Source organism: Pseudomonas sp. BNK-30, from assembly GCF_047456185.1.
Lineage (GTDB): Bacteria > Pseudomonadota > Gammaproteobacteria > Pseudomonadales > Pseudomonadaceae > Aquipseudomonas > Aquipseudomonas putida_E.
Genome location: NZ_CP179904.1, coordinates 877,081 through 897,292 on the forward strand (window position 1 = coordinate 877,081; position 20,212 = coordinate 897,292).

The following is a 20,212-nucleotide window of genomic DNA, read 5'->3' on the forward strand; positions in this document are numbered from 1 at the left end:
GCCACGCATGAACTCGAAAAGCCTGGTTTCCAGCGCGGCCGACAGCGGCGCCTACACCGACCTCAATCGCCTGAGCTCGCTCAAGCACGGTGATCGCGACAGCGACGCCAATGTGCGCAAGGTGGCCCAGGAGTTCGAGTCGCTGTTCATCAGCGAAATGCTCAAGGCCTCGCGCAAGGCCAGTGATGTACTGGCCGATGACAACCCGATGAACAGCGCGACGGTCAAGCAGTACCGCGACATGTACGACCAGCAGCTGGCTGTGAGCATGTCCCGCGAGGGCGGCGGTATCGGCCTGCAGGACGTGCTGGTGCGCCAGCTGTCGAAGAACAAGAGCGCGCCGGTCAACACCAGCCCGTTCCCGCGTATCGAGGGCAGTGCGCCGGCGCTGTGGGGCAACAAGGTAGCCGAGCCGGTACATGCCGCGCAGTCGGCTGCCAGCCGAAACGACGTTGCCGCGCTCAATTCACGGCGCCTGGCGTTGCCGGGCAAGCTGACCGACCGTTTGCTGGCCGGTATCGTGCCCTCGGCGGACACTCCGGCGGCAGCCACCAATACCGCCGCCGTGCCGGCTCGCGATGGGCAGCAGGTGGCCCAGAGCTTTGCCGTGCCCGAACGCGGCCTGCGCATCACCGGCCGTGCCGTGGCGCAGCCTCCTTTGGCGCCGAAGAAAGCGTTCGCCGACAGCGACGCATTCGTCGCCACCATGCTGCCGATGGCCGAACAGGCCGCCAAGCGTATCGGTGTCGACCCGCGTTACCTGGTGGCCCAGGCCGCCCTGGAAACCGGTTGGGGCAAGTCGGTCATGCGCAACAGCGATGGTAGCAGCAGCCACAACCTGTTCGGCATCAAGGCCACGGGCAATTGGGAAGGCGATTCGGCGCGGGCGATCACCAGCGAGTTCCGTGACGGCCAGTTCGTCAAGGAGACGGCAGCGTTCCGCTCCTACGATTCCTACCAGGACAGCTTCCACGACCTGGTGAGCCTGCTGCAGAACAATTCCCGCTATCAAGAAGCGGTGAAGGCGGCCGATAAGCCAGAACAGTTCGTGCAAGAGTTGCAAAAGGCCGGGTACGCCACCGACCCGAATTACGCCAGCAAGATCTCGCAGATCGCAAGACAGATGAAGTCGTACGAGAGCTATGCATCGCTCGGTACCACAACACCACTTTAAGGGTATGGAAACATGGCGAGTTTGATCAACATTGGCATGTCGGGGTTGTCGGCCTCCCAGTCGGGTCTGCATACCACAGGCAACAACATCGCCAACGCCGATGTCGCCGGGTACTCCCGTCAGCAGAACATCCAGCGTGCCAAGGGTTCGCTTCAGGAAGGCCAGTTGTTCATGGGCACCGGTACGACGCTGGCGGATGTGCGCCGGGTGTACAACGCCTTCCTGGATGCACAGTTGCAGACCGCCACCTCGCTCAACAGTGACAGCACCGCCTACCTGAATCAGGTCACGCCGCTCAACAACTTGTTGTCTGACAGCAACACCGGTATCACTGGCGCGCTGACCAACTTCTTTTCCGCCTTGCAGAGCGCCGCCAACAAGCCGACCGAAGATGCTTCCCGCCAGCTGTTGTTAAGCAATGCCGATGCGTTGGCCAATCGCTTCAACAGCCTGTCTGCCCAGTTCAAGGAGCAGAACACCAACATCAATGGCAACTTGAGCTCGATGACCGCCCGGATCAACGAGCTGACCTCCAGTATCGCGCAGTACAACGAGCAGATTTCCAAGGTTTCGGCAGTCAATGGTCAGCCCAACGACCTGCTCGATCAGCGCAACGAGGCCGTGCGCCAGCTCAATGAGTTGGTGGGCGTGCAAACCGTCGAGCGTGACGGCAATATCGACGTCTACCTGAAGAACGGCCAGTCACTGGTACTGGGCAAGACCACCAACAAGATGAGCGCTGAACCCAGCGCCACCGACCCTACGCAGTTTGCGATCAAGCTCGATCGTGGCAGCACCACCATGGACATCACCAACAGCATCACCGGTGGTGAAATGGGTGGGCTGTTGCGCTACCGCAGTGAAACCCTGGCGCCGGCCATGAACGAGCTGGGTCGTATCGCGCTGGTGGTGTCGCAGCAGATCAACTCGCAGCTCGGCCAAGGTATCGACAAGAACGGTGAATTCGGCGCTGCTCTGTTTGGCGACATCAACAGCGACAAAGCCATGTCTGCGCGCAGCACTGCCAAGATTGGCAATGCTGGCGACGCCGCCCTGAACGTTGTCATCCGCGATACCGGCAAGCTGAGCACCAGTGACTATCAGGTGACGTTCGTTGGCCCGACCGCGGACAAGTTCCAGGTCAAGAAGCTGCCTGACGGCACGGACATGGGCACCTACAGCACCAACGACGACCCGGCACCGGTGATCGACGGTTTCAGCATCGACCTCAAGAGCGGTACTGCTGCAGTGGGGGACAGCTTCAAGATCACCCCGACCCGCAATGCCTCGGCAGAAATCGATGTGGTGCTTACCGACGCCAAGCGGCTGGCCTTGGCCGCACCGCTGACCGCCACATCCGGCAGCGGCAATACCGGTACCGGTGTCATCACCCAGCCGGTCCTGACCTCGGTGCTGGACATCGCCGACCCTGCCCAGCGTCTGGAGCTGCAAACCGGCATAAAGTATTCCACCCCGGTGCGCCTGGTGTTCGGTGACGAAACCACCTCACCGCAAACCTACGAAGCCTTCGATGCCAAGGGCAACAGTATTGGCACCGGCACCTTCATTCCGGGGCAAAGCAATACCCTGAAGCTCGATGTGCCAATGATCGATGCCTCGGGCAACCCGATCAATGACGCCAGCGGCGTCCAGAAGTCATTCAGCTTCGAGATGGATGTAGCCGGCTCGCCCAAGAATGGCGACAGCTTTACCGTATCGTTGACCGGCGCAGGCTCCTCGGACAACCGCAATGCACTGTCCCTGCAGGAGCTGCAGACCAAACAGACGATGGACATTGGTTCGACCAAGGGCATCAGCATTACCGATGCCTACGGCAAACTGGTGGAAAGTGTGGGTGCCCAGGCCAAGCAGGGCCAGATGGACACCCAGGCAACCGGCGTCATCCTTACCCAGGCTGCCGGTGCCCGTGATTCGTTGTCCGGCGTGCAGCTGGATGAAGAAGCCAGCAACCTGATCAAGTACCAGCAGTACTACACGGCCTCGTCGCAGATCATCAAGACGGCGCAGGACATCTTCAACACCCTGATCGCTGCGCTTTAAGGAGTATTGATCCATGCGTATTTCCACGGCCCAGTTCTACCAGACCAGCGCGGCGAACTACCAGCGCAACTATTCCAACCTGATCAAGACCAACGAAGAGGCCAGTTCCTTCGTCAGGGTCAATACCGCTGCCGATGATCCGGTGGGGGCTGCACGTCTGCTGCAGCTGGGTAATCAGGCAGACATGCTGGCCCAGTACAAGACCAACGCGACAAACATCACCAACTCGCTGAACCAGACCGAGACCACGCTCAATTCGATCAACACGATCCTGACGCGGGTCAACGAGCTGGCGATCGAGTCGGGTAATGCCGGCTACACCGACACCGAGCGCAAGGCCAAGGCAGCCGAGCTGGGGCAGTTGGAAGACCAGCTGTTGAGCCTCATGAACAGCCGTGATGAGAACGGCCAGTACCTGTTTGCCGGTTCCAGTACCGACACCGCGCCGTTCGTGCGCAATGCCGATGGTACCTATTCTTATCAAGGTGACCAGACCCAGCTGGAGCTGCAGGTTGGTGACATGCTCAAGATGGCCGGCAACAGCTCTGGCTATAGCGTATTCGAGCAAGCCCTCAACACCAGCCGCACCGAAACCAGCCTGAGCGCCCCCGCGGTGGATGATGGCCGCGTGAAGCTGTCCAATGGGCAAGTGTCCGGCAGCGTCACGTACAACGATCGCTTCCGCAGTGGTCAGCCGTACACAGTCACCATGCTCAGCAGTACCGAGTTCAGCATCACCGACAGCTTGGGCAACGATGTGACCGCCGAGGCCACCCAGGGCGGTAAATTCGATCCCGATACCGTAGGCGGATCGATGATCAGCTTCCGTGGTGTGGACATGCGGCTGAACATCAACCTTCAGGACGGCGACGTTCCGGATGCAGCGGTGGCAGGTCATACCTTCACCCTGCAAAGCAAGCCCGATACCATCACTGCGACCCGTAGCCCGGGCAACCCGTCGAGTGCTCAGGTATCGTCGATCAGCATCACTGATCCGGCCCAGTACAAAGCCATGTTTCCCAATGGCGGTGCGGTCATCAAGTTCACCAGCGCCACGGACTTCGAACTCTATGCCCAGCCGCTGACCGCTGACAGCCGCCCGGTGGCCAGTGGTGCCATGACTGGCAACGTCGCCTCGGCTGCCGGTGTGGACTTCACCTTCACCAGCACGCCCGCGCAGCAGTCCGGTGACCAGTACGTGGTGAACGTCGACAACCACCAGACCCAGAACGTTCTGGACACCGTCGCCCAGTTGCGTACGGCGTTGAGCAAGCCGATCGACGGCGACAACGCGGCCTACCAGCAACTGCGTGCAGACCTGGATTCGGCCATCGCCAATATCCAGAGCGGTCAGGACGCGCTCAACACGGCAGTCACCGATATCGGTGCCCGTGGCAAGGCGCTGGAAATCCAGCAAAACACCAACGAGAGTCTGAGCATTGCCAACAGCACCACGCAGTCGTCGATCCGTGACTCGGACCCTGCCACCGTGCTGGTCCGCCTTACCCAGCAGCAGACCTTGCTTCAGGCTTCGCAGGCGGCTTTCGCACGCGTCAGCCAGCTGAGCCTGTTCAACGCCATCGGTTAAGTGCGCCCGTCGCCTTCACCGCTTACCCCTCGGGTACGCGGTGAAGGCGCATTGATTTCCCCGTAGTATCGACTGTTCTGAATTCCCTGCGGGCAGTCATCGGTCGAGAGATTTCCTCGTGAACCCAGCCCCTCTAGTCAGCCTCGTCATTCCCGCCTGCAACCCCCGTTACTTCCGTACTGCTCTGGTCAGCGCCCTGGCTCAGGATTACGCAAACCTCGAAGTCATCGTCTGCGACGACAGCCCAGGTACGCAGATCGAGGCGGTGGTCGATGAGCTGCGCAGTCTTGCACGTCATCCACTGATTTACTTGCGTAACCCGCAACCGCTGGGTTTTGCCGGGAATTTGCAACACGGGCTGGAGCAGAGCCAGGGCGACTACATCAAGTTCCTCTGTGACGATGACCGCCTGATGGCCGATTGCGTGTCCAGCCAGGTGCGACTGTTCCAGGCCCATGACGATGTCAGCCTGGTCGCGGCCAGGCGCCACCTGGTCGATGCTGAAGATCACATTTTGCCGCAGCGTCTGGAAACCAGCCCGGTCACCTTTGGCGACACACTGTTCAACGGTGACGACCTGCTGGATTTCTTCGAGACCCGCCAGCTCAACTTCATCGGCGGGCTGAGCAGCGTGCTGGTGCGTACGCGCGATCTGCGTGAATTGCTGCCTGCGCTGGCGCCGGGCTTTGTGGCAATGCTCGATTTCGTGTTGTTCGTGTGCCTGCTGCGTCGCGGCCATCTGGGCGTGACCGCCGGGGTGCACTGTGTCGAGCGGGTTCATCCCGACCAATTGCGTCGCCAGAGCGATGTGAAGGCTGCCGCTACCAGTGAATCACAACACCTGCGCGACATGTTCGCCGCGCGCACTGCAGTACGTGAGCCGTTCTCCGGTTGGGTGCGGGTGCAAATCCTCCAGGGCGACGAGAGCGATACCCAGCGTATCTGGGAGAACCTGTTCCTGATCCATACCCTGCGCTGCTTGCAGGCGATCCAGGAATCTCATGTCGGCAGCGACAGCGACAGTTTTGCCGAGCTGTACAGCAAATGGCTGGCCTGCCGACAGGATCCGCTGGTGCTCGCGCGTCTGATGCGCCTTAGCGAGCACTGGCCAACTCGTCCGCGAATCGTGCCCGTGGTTATCGACAGCGAGGGTGATGCACAAGCTCTGCAGGTTACCCTGGACAGCATTGAGCGCCAGGCCTATGGCGCAGAGATGACGCTGGTATTGTCCAGCGCGCCGCTGCCAGGCGGCCCAGATGTTCGCAGGGTCCACCAGCCATTGCAGGCCGACTGGGCTGAACAACTGAACACGGCGTTTGACCAGTTGGGCGAGGTGGACTGGATCTACCTGCTGCGTGCTGGCGACCGGCTCAATGCCTTCAGCCTGATGCTCCTGGCCGAGCGGGTCGTATCGCGCCCGCAGATCGCCTGCTGCTATGGCGATGAGGGGGGCGTGCGGGATGAGGCGTCCGTAGAGCCGGTGTTCAAGCCCGACTTCAACCTCGATTTGATGCGCGGCTACCCCTATACCGGTCGCATGCTGGCGTTCTCGCTTGACGCCTTGCGGGTACTGGGCGGTTTCACGCCCGGATATCGCGAGCTGGCGCCGCACGATCTGCTCTGGCGTCTTGTGGAAAGCCGCGGCCCGCATGCCATCGAGCACATTCCGGAAGTGCTGGCCGAAAGCGCGTTCAGCTACGCTGCCTGGCTGTCTTCGCAGGCAGTGGTTGAGGAAAATCCGAAACTGCTGGATGCCCACCTCAAGCGCTTGGGCGTGACCTACCGGCTGCAGAACAGTGGCGGGGCAATCAACCAGGTCCGCTACCTGCACGCCACCCAGCCACTGGTAAGCCTGGTGATCAGTGCCCAGGACCAGTTGCCTGCCCTCGAGCGCTGCCTGGAAAGCGTGCTTGAGAAGACCGCCTACGGTCACTACGAAGTGCTGATTGTCGACAATGCCAGTCAAGGTGCCGAGACTCACGCCTGGCTCAGCGCCCTTCAACAGCTGGGCGAAGACAAGTTGCGGGTCCTGATGCTGGGCGAGCAGGCCAGCTTCGCCGCTGTGCAGAACCTTGCCGCGCAACACGCCCGGGGTGAATACCTGCTGATGCTGAGCCCGTTCGCTGTGGTCACCGAGCCAGACTGGCTCGACGCACTGCTCAGCCATGGCCAGCGCCCTGAAGTCGGAGCGGTGGGTGCCAAGCTCTGCAACGCCCACGGTCTGATCGTGCATGCGGGCGGCGTGCTGGGCCTGCGTGGCGCCGTGGGGTCGCCGTTCGTGGGCGAGCCGATGGAGGCGGGCGGTTACATGCAGCGCTTGCAAGTGGCGCAGAATTATTCTGCTGTCGGGGCTGATTGCCTGTTGGTGCGCAAAGAGCTGTTCCTGTCGTTGGGCGGGCTCAATGAAAGCGTCTTCAGCCTGGCCTTCAGCGATATCGACCTGGGCCTGCGCCTGGGCGAAGCCGGGTACCTTGTGGTGTGGGCGCCGGATGCCCGGCTGGTACTGGACCCGCCAGCGCCGGCGGCGATCGATGCGCAGGCTGAAGCCGAGCGCCAGGCCCGGCTGGCGCAGCAGCATGATGCCTTCTTCAAGGCCTGGATGCCGGTGGTAGCGCGTGACCCCGCTTACAATATCAACCTGTCCCTGAACGGCTCCAGCTTCTGCCTGGATCCGGGCCTCAAGGCCGCCTGGACGCCTTTCGTCAGCCGTCCACTGCCCCATGTGCTGGCGTTGCCAATGAACAAGACTGCGGTCGGGCATTACCGGGTGATCCAGCCGCTGGTCGAGCTGGAGAAGGCTGGCTGGGTGACCCAGCAGCAGTACTTCGAGATACCGAGCAACGTCGAGCTGGAACGCAGCTCGCCGGATGTGGCAATTCTGCAGGGGCGTTATACCGAAGGGTTCGTCAAGGAGATCGAGCGCCTCAAGACCTTCTCCAAGGGCTTTTGCATCTACGAGCTGGACGACTACGTGATTGATGTGCCGAAGAAGAACGGGCACCTCAAGCACACGCCAAAAGATCTGGAAAAATCCCTGCGCCGAGGTATCGAACGCTGTGATCGGCTGGTGGTGTCGACCCAGGCGCTGGCGGATGCCCTGCATGACACCCATAGCGATATCCGGGTAATGCCGAACATGCTGGCCGAGCAGCTCTGGACCGGTTTGCGTAGCCAGCGCCGCAGCGCGCGCAAGCCGCGGGTGGGTTGGGGCGGTGGCACCAGCCATACCGGCGACCTGGAAGTGATTGCCGAGGTGGTCAAGACCTTGGCGAACGAAGTCCAATGGGTGTTCTTCGGTATGTGTCCGCCGGCATTGCGGCCCTACATCAGCGAGTTCCATCCGCCGGTGCCGCTGGAGCTGTACCCGGCCAAGCTCGCCAGCCTGAACCTGGACCTGGCCTTGGCGCCACTGGAGTATCACATCTTCAATGACTGCAAGAGCAACTTGCGCTTGCTGGAATACGGCGCGTGCGGGTACCCGGTGATCGTCACCGATACCCGTGCCTATGAAGGCTACTTGCCGTGCACGCGGATCAAGACCAACAGCACCGCCGAGTGGCTGGAGGCGATCCGCATGCACCTGGCGGACCCTGACGAAAGTTTCCGCCAGGGCGACCGTCTGAAGCAGGAAGTGCTGCGTGACTATGTGCTGCGCGAAGAGCACGTTCAGCATTGGTACAGCGGCTGGATGCCGGGCTGACTGCGGGGTGTATGGACGACACCAGTAAAGCGCCTTCTGGCGCGTTTCCTGCAAGCCCCCCGTCATATCGCCATAAATCGTGCAGCCACACGACTTATGGCCGGTGACGAACACGAGGGGACGACATGAAGGCGGTAATTCTGGCGGGTGGACTGGGCACGCGTATCAGCGAAGAGTCTCACCTCAAGCCCAAACCCATGATCGAAATCGGTGGGAAGCCAATTCTCTGGCACATCATGAAGCAGTACTCGGCTCACGGCATCCACGACTTCGTGATCTGCCTGGGCTACAAGGGCTACGCGATCAAGGATTTCTTCGCCAACTACTTCCTGCACACCTCGGACGTCACCTTCGACATGCGCGAAAACCGCATGGACGTGCACCAGAACTACAGCGAGCCATGGCGCGTGACCCTGGTCGACACCGGTGAAGAAACCATGACCGGTGGCCGCCTGCGCCGCGCCGCTCGCTACCTTGAGGGCGAAGATGCCTTCTGTTTCACCTACGGGGACGGTGTTTCGGACCTGAACATCGGCGCCCTGGTGGATTTCCACCTGGCCCACGGCAAACTCGCCACCGTTACTGCGGTACAGCCTCCTGGCCGCTACGGCGCGCTGGCACGCGACGGCGACAGCGTCACCGGTTTCGTCGAAAAGCCCCGTGGTGACGGTGGCTGGATCAACGGTGGCTTCTTCGTGCTTTCGCCCAAGGTGCTCGACTACATCGCCAACGATCAGACTTCCTGGGAGTCGGAGCCGCTTGCCTGCCTGGCCGCTGAGTCGCAACTGAACGCCTTTGAGCATGATGGCTTCTGGCATCCAATGGATACGCTGCGTGACAAGAACCATCTGGAACAACTCTGGCAAAGCGGGGAGGCTCCATGGAAGCAGTGGGCCTGAGTCCAGCGTTCTGGCAGGGCAAGCGTGTTCTGCTCACCGGTCACACGGGTTTCAAAGGCAGTTGGCTGGCGCTCTGGTTGCATGAGCTCGGCGCTCAGGTCACAGGCTTCGCGCTGGACCCTGGCACCGAACCAAGCCTGTTCGAACTTGCCCAGGTCGGCAGCGACATTGCCGACGTGCGCGGCGACCTGCGCGACCTCGGCGCGCTGCTTGAAGCTGTGGCCCAGGCCCAGCCGGAAATCGTCCTGCACCTGGCGGCTCAGCCACTGGTGCGCGAGGCCTACCGTGACCCGCTAGGTACCTATTCCAGCAACGTGATGGGCACCCTTAACCTGCTTGAAGCGGTGCGCCAGGTTGGCGGGGTGCGTGCGTGCGTCCTGGTCACCACCGACAAGGTCTATGCCAACCAGGAATGGCCCTGGCCGTACCGCGAGAACGAGGCCCTGGGCGGGCATGACCCGTACAGCAGCAGCAAGGCCTGCTGCGAGCTGCTGGCGCAGTCCTATGCCGCGTCATTCTTCCCGGCCGCCGAGCACGCAGAACATGGCGTGGCCCTGGCCACCGCGCGCGCCGGCAACGTGCTGGGCGGTGGAGACTTTGCCGCAGAGCGGCTTGTACCCGATGTGCTCAAGGCTTGGTCGGCCGGGTCGCCGGTCACCCTGCGCTACCCGCAGGCCGTGCGCCCCTGGCAGCACGCCCTGGAACCGCTGGCCGGCTACCTGCAGTTGGCCGAGCGCCTGTATACCCAGGGGCCGGCCTGCGCCGGTGCGTGGAACTTCGGCCCGAGCGAAGGCGACATGTGCAGCGTCGGTGAGGTGGTCGACCGCCTGGCCCGGCAATGGCCGCAGGCACCAGGGGTGCGGGTCGAGCCAAGCGAGTTGCATGAAGCCGGGTTGCTACGCCTGGACAGCTCTCGCGCCCGCCAGGTGCTGGGCTGGCGTACACGCTGGTCGTTGCACGAATGCCTGCAGCACACGCTCGACTGGCACCTGGCGTGGCAGCGTGGCGACAACATGCGCGCCGTCACGCTGCACCAGCTGAACCTGTACACGGAGTTGCCGTGACTGATCTGCTGCTGCAAGCCTTGCCACTGGGTGGCCTGTTCAGTGTCCAGCACAAGCGCCATGGCGATGCCCGCGGGCAGTTCGCGCGGCTGTTCTGCGAATCCAGCCTGGGCGCCCTGGGTGCGCCGTTCCATGTGCGCCAGATCAACCACTCGCACACTCAGGGCTCAGGTAGCGTACGTGGCCTGCACTACCAGACCGGCGACACCCCGGAGGCCAAGCTGATCACCTGCCTGCGCGGTGAGGTGTGGGACGTGGCAGTGGACCTTCGCGAAGGCTCGCCAACCTTCCTGCACTGGCACGCCGAGCACTTGCGGGCCGGCGATGGCCGCAGCCTGTTGATACCGGCCGGCTTTGCCCATGGTTTCCAGGTGCTGAGCGAGGATGCCGAGCTGCTTTACCTGCACAGTGCCGACTATGCGCCGGGCCGCGAAGGCGGGCTGTCGGTACTCGATCCGAAATTGGCCATCTGTTGGCCGCTCGCTGTCAAGAATCTGTCGGCCCGGGATGCCGCTCATCCCTGGCTGGACCTGTCGTTTACCGGAGTGCGTCCATGAACTGCCGTGGCTGTGGTACCTGCCTGAGCCTGCCCCTGATCGACCTTGGCACTGCGCCGCCGTCCAACGCCTACCTGCGCGCTGACCAACTGGCCGCGGCCGAGGCCTGGGTGCCGCTTAAAGTGGCGGTGTGTGAGCAGTGCTGGCTGGTGCAGACCGAGGATTACACCCGCGCCGAGACGCTGTTCGATGCCGACTATGCGTATTTCAGCTCCTATTCCAGTTCGTGGCTGGCCCATGCCCGCGACTATGTCGGGCAGATGGTCGAGCGTTTCGGCCTGAACGGCGAGAGCCGGGTGGTGGAAATCGCCGCCAATGACGGTTATCTGTTGCAGTATGTGGCCGAGCGCGGCATTCCGTGTCTAGGTGTCGAACCCACCCGAAGCACTGCGCAGGCGGCCCGGGAGAAAGGGCTGCAGATTCGTGAGGTGTTCTTCGGCGAACAGGCCGCCCGTGACCTGGCGAGTGAAGGTTGGTCGGCTGACCTGATGGCCGCCAACAACGTGCTCGCCCACGTGCCGGACATCAACGATTTTCTGCGCGGTTTCGCGGCCCTGCTCAAAGCCGATGGTGTGGCCACTTTCGAGTTTCCGCACCTGCTGCGCCTGATGGCCGAGCAGCAGTTCGATACCCTTTACCATGAGCACTACTCCTACCTGTCGCTTACGGCGGTCAACACGCTCTGTGCTCGCAACGGCCTGGTGATCTTCGATGTCAGCGAATTGCCGACCCATGGCGGATCGTTGCGGGTTTTCGTGCAGCGCGCCGATGGCCCGCGCCCACGCCAGGCCAGTGTCGACGACCTGCTTGGCATCGAGGCGCGGGTCGGTGTCAGCACGGCGGCGTTCTACAGCACCCTTGCACCGGCGGCGCAGCGGATCAAGCACCAGCTGCTGCGCTTCCTGTTGCAGGCCAAGGCCGAAGGCAAGCGAGTGGTTGGCTATGGCGCCGCAGCAAAGGGCAACACCCTGTTCAACTACGCAGGCGTGAAGCCCGACCTGCTGGCCTGGGTGGCCGACGCCAACCCGCACAAGCAGGGCAAGTTCCTGCCGGGCAGCCGAATTCCCGTGGTCGCCCCCGAGCGCCTGGCCATCGAGCGGCCGGACTATGTGCTGGTACTGCCGTGGAATCTGCTCAAGGAAGTCAGCGAGCAGCAGGCGCACATCCGCAAATGGGGCGGGCGCTTTGTGATCGCCGTGCCTGAGCTGACCGTCCTGTGACCGCGATGAAGGTGCTTGTCACCGGTGCCACAGGCTTTGTTGGCCGGCATCTGGTCGCCGCCTTGCTGGCGCGCGGGTACCGGGTGCGTGCGCTGGCACGTCGTCTGGAGCCGGCTCAAGCCATGCCGTGGTTCGGCCAGGTCGATTTCGTCGGCGCCGATCTGCATGACCCGCAGCTGGACGTCAATCAGTTGTGCGACGGCATCGATGCGCTGGTGCACCTGGCCTGGCCAGGCCTGCCGAATTATCAAGGGCTGTTCCACCTGGAGCGCAACTTGATGGCTGACTATGCCTTCATCAAGCGTGCCGTCGCAGCCGGTGTCGGCCAGGTGCAGGTGGCCGGCACCTGTTTCGAATATGGCCTGCGCAATGGCGCGCTGGACGAGGCGCTGGACTGCCAGCCGGCCAACCCTTATGGGCTGGCCAAGCACAGCTTGCGCCTGTTCCTCGAAAGCCTGGCCCGCCAGCAACCGTTCAACCTGCAGTGGGTGCGCTTGTTCTACCTGTTTGGCGAGGGGCAAAACCCAGGCAGCCTGCTGGCAGCCTTGGACCGCGCAATCGACCAGGGGCAGCCGCATTTCGACATGTCAGGTGGCGAGCAACTGCGCGACTACCTTGCCATCGAAAGCGCCAGTACATACCTGGCCGACCTGCTCGGGCAGCGCGATTTCAGCGGCGTGGTCAATTGCTGCAGCGGCCAGCCGATATCGGTACGCAAGCTGGTGGAAGCCCGCATCGCCGAGCGCAACGCCACCCTTGCGCTGAATCTTGGCCATTACCCTTATCCTGCCCACGAACCCATGGCGTTCTGGGGCGATGCCCGCAAGTTGCAGGCTCTGCTGGGAGCACGCCATGAAACATGAGTTGTATCGCGCTACCGGCCTGCCGGTGCTGCAGAACCGCACATTCGCCGATGCCCAGTCGGCCCGTACCTCTGCCTGCGCCGAGATGCGTCTGGTGCAGGACAGCCGCACCGGGTTGGTCTACAACGACGCTTTCGATGCCGACAAGCTCAGCTACGACAGCGACTATCAGAACGAGCAGGCGCATTCGGCGCGCTTCCAGCGCCACCTGGACGATGTCGAAGGTGTCATCGCCCGCCACTTCAAGGGCCAGCGTCTGATCGAAGTGGGCTGTGGCAAAGGCTGGTTCCTCGAACTGCTGCGCGAGCGCGGTTATGCCGTCACCGGCATCGACCCGGCCTACGAGGGCGACAACCCGGACGTGGTCAAAGCGCCCTTCACCCGTGAGTTGAACCGCCAGGCCGAAGCCATCGTGTTGCGCCATGTGCTCGAGCACATTCAGGACCCGGTCACGTTCCTTGCCGCCATCGCCGATGCCAACGGCGGGGCAGGGCAGATATACATCGAAGTGCCCTGCCTGGACTGGATCATCGAGCACAAGGCCTGGTTTGACCTGTTCTACGAGCATGTCAATTACTTCCGCCTGGCCGACCTGCGCCGCTTGTTCGGTACGGTCGCCGAGGCCGGTCACCTGTTCGATGGCCAGTACCTGTACATCGTTGCCGACCTTGCCAGCCTGCGCACCACGCTCGAGCCCGTGCCGCCGCTGTCGTTGCCGGCAGATTTCAGTGCCAGCCTGCAGCATGCCGCACGTCTGGTGCGCCGCGATGCCGGACGTGGTTCGGCGATCTGGGGCGCATCGTCCAAGGGCGTGATCTATTCGCTGTTCCTGCAGCGTGCCGGGGCTCCGGTGGACCAGGTTATCGACATCAATCCTGCCAAGCAGGGTCGCTACCTGCCGTTAAGTGGCGCGCGGGTGTCATCGCCGCAAGAGGCGATGCAAAGCCTGCCGGATGGCGCCCACCTGTTCGTGATGAATTCCAATTACCTCGAGGAAATCCGCCGCATGACCGATGGCCGTTTTGTCTATCACGCCGTCGACAATGCCGATTTCACCGACCAGCCAACCGAGTAAAGAACCATGACCGACACGCCGATCAAAGCCTTCGAAGCCGAGTGCAACGCGCAGATCGCCTCCCAGGGCGAAGACAAGGAGCTGCAGCAACTGTCTCGCGACTTCTTCAACAAGTCCGCCGAGCACAAGTACAGCTACCATTTTTCGTGGATGGGCCGGCCGATCATCCAGTTGCCCCAGGACATGATGGCGATGCAGGAGATCGTCTGGCAGGTCAAGCCTGACCTGATCATCGAGTGCGGCATCGCTCACGGCGGTTCGATCCTCTACTACGCCTCCCTGCTGGAGCTGCAGGGCCATGGCGAAGTGCTTGGCATCGACATCGACATCCGCCCGCACAACCGCCAGGCCATCGAGGCGCACCCGATGAGCAAGCGCGTGCGCATGATCGAAGGCTCGAGCATCGATGCCGAGATCGCCGGGCAGGTCAGGGCGCTCGCCGAAGGCAAGAAGGTCATCCTGGTGCTCGACTCCAACCACACGCATGAGCACGTGCTCAAGGAGCTGGAGCTGTATGCGCCGCTGGTGGCCGTGGGCAGTTACTGCGTGGTGATGGACACCGTGGTCGAGGACATGCCGGCAGACTTCTTCCCCGATCGCCCGTGGGGGCCTGGCGACAACCCCAAGACCGCAGTTTGGGAATACCTCAAGGGTAACGACAGCTTCGAAATCGACTATCAGCTGCAGAACAAGCTGCTGGTCACCGTGGCACCGGACGGCTACCTGCGCCGGGTTCGCTGAGACATTCAACAGAGTTCGATTTCTTCGGCGGCAACGCCAATGGTGGGTAAGACTATGCAAGGCAATTTCTCGGCAGACCAGGCAGCCACACTGCGCGAGCGGTTCACGCTGGTATTGATGACGCACAACCGGCCGGCGTTCCTGCAGCGCACGCTGCAGTATTACAGCGGCTATCGGTGCTCGATCCTCGTGCTGGATTCCTCGGGCGAATCGGCCGAGGTGATGGCCGCGCAGTACCCCGGCGTCGAGTACCTGCACCTGCCACAGTTTTCCTACCAGGGCTTCCAGGCCAAGCTGGCCTATGGCGTGGGCCGGGTGAACACGCCGTTCATGGCCTTCGCCGCTGATGACGATTTCCTGCTGTACGACGGGCTGAACCAGTCGCTGGACTTCCTTGAGGCCAACCCCGATTACGGCCTGTGCCATGGCTACTGTCTGAACTACCTGGCCGAAGCCACCCAGGTGAAGTACTACCGGCGTAACAAGAAGGTCCGTGAGGACTACAACGCTCCGCGCGCTGAACAGCGCCTGCTGGACTACATGGGTGAGTTCATCCCGCCCTTCTTCGCTGTCACCCGCACTGCATTGCTGCGCCAGTGGTTTGAGCTGCTGCCCGAGGGCACGAGCTTCGAGTGGCAGGAAATCGGCCACGCGTACTTCCTGCTGACCAACGCCAAAGCGCGGATCCTGCCAATCCCCTACGCGGTACGTGAAACCAACTACGGTGTCTCCGAGCATCAGACCGAGGTCATTCATGTGCTGGCCTTCACCGACGCCAAGTCGGTGGCCGAGCGCGAACAGTTTGCCGACTTCCTTGCCGGCCTGCCGACCGCCATCGAGGGGCTGGACCATGAGGCGCGGCGCCAGCTGGCCCTGGACAGCTTTGCAGTCACTGCCGAGGGGCTGTTCAAAGGCCGGGCGATGACCCTGGAGCTGATCTGGGAGTCAAGCTGGACCGACCCGCTGAACCCGCCGGTGCGTACCTTCCAGCCGTCCCAGTACGTGGAAATGCCGTTCTACAACCAGGCATTCTTCGATCAGCTTACGGCACTGGAGTTTCTGATCCATGCCATGCCGGCCGGGCGCCTGCAGTTGCAGCAACTGGAGCCGCTGCTATTGCGCCAGGAACAGCTGCTGCTGGCACAGCCCAGCGACACTTCGGGCACCGTACGTACCCGCTTGTGGGAGGCACTGCAGTGCAACGCGTTCAACCGTGAGGTGGTGCGGCACCTGGCCGGACACCTGCGTGACAGTGATGAGGCCGAGGAGAGCGAGGCGCTGTTCGCTTGGCTGGCACGGCTTGAAGGCGTATTGAAGCAAAGCGGTCGCGAACTGCTTGGGAGCATGCATTCGGGTCGCCTGCTCGACTGGCTGGAGGCGCGCAAGCCGGACACCGCCGCGCTAGCGACCATCAACGAGCACCTGGCGCTGCATCAGGGTGGTCCGCAGTTCGGCATCCTGCTGTTGGACCTGGACAACAACATGGCCAAGCTCCAGGACACGTTCGACAGCCTGCTGGGCGGCCTGAGCAAGGCGTTCCGGATCATGGTCTTCACCACAGGCGAGCCGCCTGTGGCCACCTCGCTGCAGAACACCCTGCATTTCATCAAGGTCAGCCGCGAAGACTACGTCGAGCGGATCAACCAGATCGCCCGGCAGACGGCCTGCGAATGGCTGTTGCTGGCTGATGCGGGTGACCGTTTCACCGCCACCGGTCTTTTGCGCGCCAGCCTCGAGCTGCTGAACGCTCCCGATTGCCGAGCGGTCGCGGTAGACGAGATCCAGCAACAGGCCGATGGTGCCTGGCGAGAGCTGCTGCGCCCGGGAGTAAACCTGGACCTGCTGCAGGCCAATCCCGCGCTGATGGCACGCCATTGGCTGCTGCGTCGGGAGGTGCTGGTGGAGGCGGGTGGCTTCGATAAGGACTTTGCCGAGGCATTGGAGTTCGACCTGCTGCTGCGCCTGATCGAGCAGGGCGGCCTCAACGGGCTGGCCCATCTCGACGAGCCGATGCTGATCACCCCGGCACCGCAGGCCAAGGACAGCGAGCATGCCCGCCAGGCCTTGATGCGACACTTGGCCGGCCGTGGCTACAAGGCCCAGGTCAGTACGCCGCTGCCTGGCACCTTGCGTATCGACTACAGGCACGTCGAGCGGCCGCTGGTGAGCATCGTGCTGCGCAGCGAGGACAATCTGGATGAACTGCAGCGCTGCCTGAAGAGCATCCTGCAGCGCACTCGCTATGCGCGCTACGAGGTACTGATCGCCGACAACGCCAGTCAGTCACCGCAGTTGCTCGAATGGCTGGCGCAGCAGCAAGTTGGCAAGGTGCGCGTGCTGCAAAGTGCCGAGCGCCTGAGCGCGGCAGCGCTATGCAACGCTGCCAGTGCCGAGGCCAAGGGGCAATACCTGATATTGCTGGCGGCGGACGCCGAAGTGGTCAATGCCAACTGGATCGAAGCGTTGCTCAACCAGGCGCAGCGTCCGGAAGTAGGCGTGGTCGGTGCCAAGCTGCTCGATACTGACGGCAAGCTTGCCCAGGCGGGCTTGCTGCTGGACGCCGAAGGCGCAGTTGCGCCAGCTTTTGCCGGTGAGGCCGCAAATGCCGTGGGTTACCTGAATCGGCTGGCGGTCGAGCAGAACTGCCCAGCGGTCTCGGCGAGCTGCCTGATGGTCCGTAGCGAAGTCTTCCGTGCTCTGGAGGGGCTCGACGAAACCACGTTCGCCCATGCCCATGGTGATGTCGACCTGTGCCTGAAAGCAGCCGCGGCCGGCCTGCTGACAGTCTGGACGCCACAGGTGCAGGTGATTCACCCCGGCGTGGTCGCCAAGGACGAGGCGGCGCTGGCGGCATTGCGCGCCAAATGGTCGGCGCAGTGGCAAGGTACAGTCCAAAGCCAGGTGCTTGCCCCCGGCAAGGCGGCGCTGGACTGGGCCGGGCTGATCGCCTGACGCAGCACTGGCCTGCATCTTGCTTCGAGCTGGTTCATTGGGGGCGCGAGTCAGAAATCTGTACGCTGTGCGCCCTGCCTTACAGTGCAATCGGGCGCCTTCGTCAGCTGACGGCGCCGCCCCTAGGAACCAGGTATGTTCGACGACAAGTCCATTTTCATCTCCGGGGGGACCGGGTCGTTCGGGCGCCGCTTCATCGAGCGGTTGCTTGAGCGCTACCGCCCGCGGCGCGTCGTGGTGTTCTCCCGCGACGAGTTGAAACAGTATGAGATGCAGCAGCGTTTCAACGCGCCGTGCATGCGCTATTTCCTGGGCGATGTCCGTGATGCCGAGCGCGTGCGCCAGGCCATGCGCGGTATCGACTATGTGGTTCATGCCGCCGCGCTCAAGCATGTGCCCGCGGCCGAATACAACCCCACCGAATGCATCCGCACCAACGTCAATGGTGCCGAAAACATCATCGCCGCGGCGATCGAGAATGGCGTGCAGAAGGTCGTCGCACTGTCCACCGACAAGGCGGCCAGCCCGATCAACCTGTATGGTGCGACCAAGCTGCTGTCCGACAAGCTGTTCGTGGCCGCCAACAATTTTGCCGGCCAACAGGACACCCGCTTTGCGGTTGTGCGCTATGGCAATGTGGCGGGCTCCCGGGGCTCGGTGGTGCCATTCTTCAAGCGCCTGATCGAGGAGGGTGCCCACGAGCTCCCCGTCACTGACCCGCGGATGACGCGCTTCTGGATCACCCTCGACCATGGCGTACAGTTCGTGCTCGACAGCTTTGCCCGCATGCACGGGGGGAAGTGTTCGTGCCCAAGATCCCATCCATTCGCATCGTCGACCTGGCGCGCGGCATGGCCGGGCACTTGCCGCAGAACGTGGTCGGCATCCGCCCGGGGGAAAAGCTGCACGAACTGATGATCCCGCTGGACGATGCGCGGATGACCCTTGAGTTTGGTGATCATTTCACCATCGTTCCGTCGATCCGCTTCAACCATACGGATGTGGATTTTGCGATCGATTGCGTGGGTGAAACCGGGCGCTGGGTTGCCGAGGACTTCGAGTACCGTTCCGATACCAATCCCGCCTTCCTCACCGTGGACCAGCTGGCAGACCTGCACGCAGGCTTGCCAGCATGATCCCCTATGCTCGGCAGAGCATCGATCAGGCGGATATCGCCGCGGTCGTAGAGGTGCTGCAGTCCGACTGGCTGACTCAGGGGCCACTGATCGAGCACTTCGAGCAGGCTATGGCCCAGCGTTGTGGCGCAACGCACGCGGTAGCTGTGTGCAACGCCACTGCGGGGCTGCACCTTGCCTGCCTCGCCGCTGGCCTGGGGAGCGGGGACTGGCTATGGACCAGCCCCATCAGTTTTGTCGCATCAGCCAACTGTGGGCGCTACTGCGGCGCCGGTGTCGATTTCGTCGATATCGACCCGCACACCTGGACTATCGACGCCCAGGCACTTGCGCTGAAACTCGAGCAGGCCGCCCGGGAGGGGCGCCTGCCCAAGGTAGTAGTCGCCGTGGCCTTTGCCGGGCAAAGCGCCGACATGCGTTCGATCGCGGTGCTGGCCCGGCAGTATGGCTTTACCCTTATCGAGGACGCTGCCCACGCGGTCGGCGCACGTTACGCGGGCAAGCCGGTCGGCTGTGGCGAATATGCCGACATGACGGTGTTCAGCTTTCACCCGGTAAAGATCATCACCACGGCCGAGGGCGGCATGGTGCTTACCGCGCGTGCGGATCTGGCCGCGCGTTTGCGCAGGCTGCGCAGTCACGGGATCAGCCGTGACCCGGGCCAAATGACCGAAGAAAGCCATGGTGCCTGGTACTACCAGCAACTTGAACTGGGCTTCAACTATCGCATCACCGACCTGCAAGCTGCCCTGGGGCTGTCTCAACTGACCCGGCTGGATGCGTTCCTTGCCCGTCGCCGCGAGTTGGCGGCTCGCTATCAGCGCTTGCTGGCGCACCTGCCCGTGAGCGTCCAGGCACCTCAGCAGGATGCCGAGTCCGCCTGGCATCTGTTCGTGGTGCGCCTTGAGTGTGATCGTATCCCGCGTTCACACCGGGAGATTTTCGATGGGATGCGGGCTGCAGGAGTTGGGGTCAACCTTCATTACATTCCCATTCACCTGCAACCCTATTACCGCGACCTGGGCTTCAAACAGGGTGATTTTCCGCAGGCCGAAAGTTACTACGCACAAGCCCTGAGCCTGCCAATGTACCCGCAGCTGACTGACGCTCAGCAGGATCAAGTGATCGCCAGCCTGTGCGGGTTGCTGAAGTTGCCGGTGGGCTGCGTGAATGCCTGAGCGA

13 protein-coding genes and 1 pseudogene are annotated in these 20,212 nt (G+C 62.7%); all 14 read left to right on the plus strand.

What is annotated here, in order from left to right:
• The first annotated feature begins 7 nt into the window (after positions 1–7).
• The 14 genes and pseudogenes from flgJ (at position 8) to pseC (ending at position 20,208) form a co-directional block, all read left to right on the plus strand.
• Positions 8–1,174 carry a flagellar assembly peptidoglycan hydrolase FlgJ gene (gene flgJ, locus ACMGGN_RS04175; RefSeq protein ID WP_119687562.1) on the plus strand — a complete coding sequence of 389 codons (1,167 nt, stop codon included), beginning with the start codon at positions 8–10 and terminating at the stop codon, positions 1,172–1,174.
• Positions 1,175–1,186: 12 nt separating this feature from the next.
• On the plus strand, positions 1,187–3,235 hold the full coding sequence (gene flgK, locus ACMGGN_RS04180; protein ID WP_119687561.1) for a flagellar hook-associated protein FlgK: 2,049 nt from the start codon (positions 1,187–1,189) through the stop codon (positions 3,233–3,235).
• Between the two features lie 13 nt (positions 3,236–3,248).
• Complete coding sequence (locus ACMGGN_RS04185) at positions 3,249–4,823, plus strand: flagellar hook-associated protein 3 (RefSeq protein WP_119687560.1); 1,575 nt, start codon at positions 3,249–3,251, stop codon at positions 4,821–4,823.
• A gap of 118 nt (positions 4,824–4,941) precedes the next feature.
• Positions 4,942–8,523 carry a glycosyltransferase gene (locus ACMGGN_RS04190; RefSeq protein ID WP_414156477.1) on the plus strand — a complete coding sequence of 1,194 codons (3,582 nt, stop codon included), beginning with the start codon at positions 4,942–4,944 and terminating at the stop codon, positions 8,521–8,523.
• A gap of 125 nt (positions 8,524–8,648) precedes the next feature.
• Positions 8,649–9,422 (plus strand): glucose-1-phosphate cytidylyltransferase, encoded by a 774-nt coding sequence (rfbF, locus tag ACMGGN_RS04195; RefSeq protein WP_119687558.1) that lies wholly within the window; start codon positions 8,649–8,651, stop codon positions 9,420–9,422.
• On the plus strand, positions 9,404–10,486 hold the full coding sequence (gene rfbG / locus ACMGGN_RS04200; protein ID WP_174142101.1) for a CDP-glucose 4,6-dehydratase: 1,083 nt from the start codon (positions 9,404–9,406) through the stop codon (positions 10,484–10,486). Before rfbF ends, rfbG begins: the two co-directional genes overlap by 19 nt.
• Complete coding sequence (locus ACMGGN_RS04205; RefSeq protein WP_119687556.1) at positions 10,483–11,043, plus strand: dTDP-4-dehydrorhamnose 3,5-epimerase family protein; 561 nt, start codon at positions 10,483–10,485, stop codon at positions 11,041–11,043. Before rfbG ends, ACMGGN_RS04205 begins: the two co-directional genes overlap by 4 nt.
• Entirely contained in the window at positions 11,040–12,263 is a 1,224-nt protein-coding gene (locus ACMGGN_RS04210; RefSeq protein ID WP_414156478.1) for a methyltransferase domain-containing protein, read from the plus strand. The genes ACMGGN_RS04205 and ACMGGN_RS04210 overlap by 4 nt, the downstream gene beginning before the upstream one ends.
• 5 nt (positions 12,264–12,268) lie before the next feature.
• Complete coding sequence (locus tag ACMGGN_RS04215; RefSeq protein ID WP_119687554.1) at positions 12,269–13,126, plus strand: NAD-dependent epimerase/dehydratase family protein; 858 nt, start codon at positions 12,269–12,271, stop codon at positions 13,124–13,126.
• Positions 13,116–14,201, plus strand: coding sequence for a class I SAM-dependent methyltransferase (locus ACMGGN_RS04220; RefSeq protein ID WP_119687553.1), 1,086 nt, complete (start codon positions 13,116–13,118; stop codon positions 14,199–14,201). The genes ACMGGN_RS04215 and ACMGGN_RS04220 overlap by 11 nt, the downstream gene beginning before the upstream one ends.
• Positions 14,202–14,207: 6 nt before the next feature.
• A complete protein-coding gene (locus tag ACMGGN_RS04225) occupies positions 14,208–14,942 on the plus strand; it encodes a cephalosporin hydroxylase family protein (RefSeq protein ID WP_119687552.1) in 735 nt (244 codons plus the stop codon).
• A 54-nt stretch (positions 14,943–14,996) separates the two neighbouring features.
• Positions 14,997–17,894 (plus strand): TIGR00180 family glycosyltransferase, encoded by a 2,898-nt coding sequence (locus ACMGGN_RS04230; protein ID WP_414156479.1) that lies wholly within the window; start codon positions 14,997–14,999, stop codon positions 17,892–17,894.
• A gap of 135 nt (positions 17,895–18,029) precedes the next feature.
• A pseudogene (gene pseB / locus ACMGGN_RS04235) lies at positions 18,030–19,030 on the plus strand (UDP-N-acetylglucosamine 4,6-dehydratase (inverting)).
• Positions 19,027–20,208 carry a UDP-4-amino-4,6-dideoxy-N-acetyl-beta-L-altrosamine transaminase gene (pseC, locus tag ACMGGN_RS04240; protein WP_119687549.1) on the plus strand — a complete coding sequence of 394 codons (1,182 nt, stop codon included), beginning with the start codon at positions 19,027–19,029 and terminating at the stop codon, positions 20,206–20,208. The pseudogene pseB and the gene pseC overlap by 4 nt, the downstream one beginning before the upstream one ends.
• Positions 20,209–20,212 lie beyond the last annotated feature (4 nt).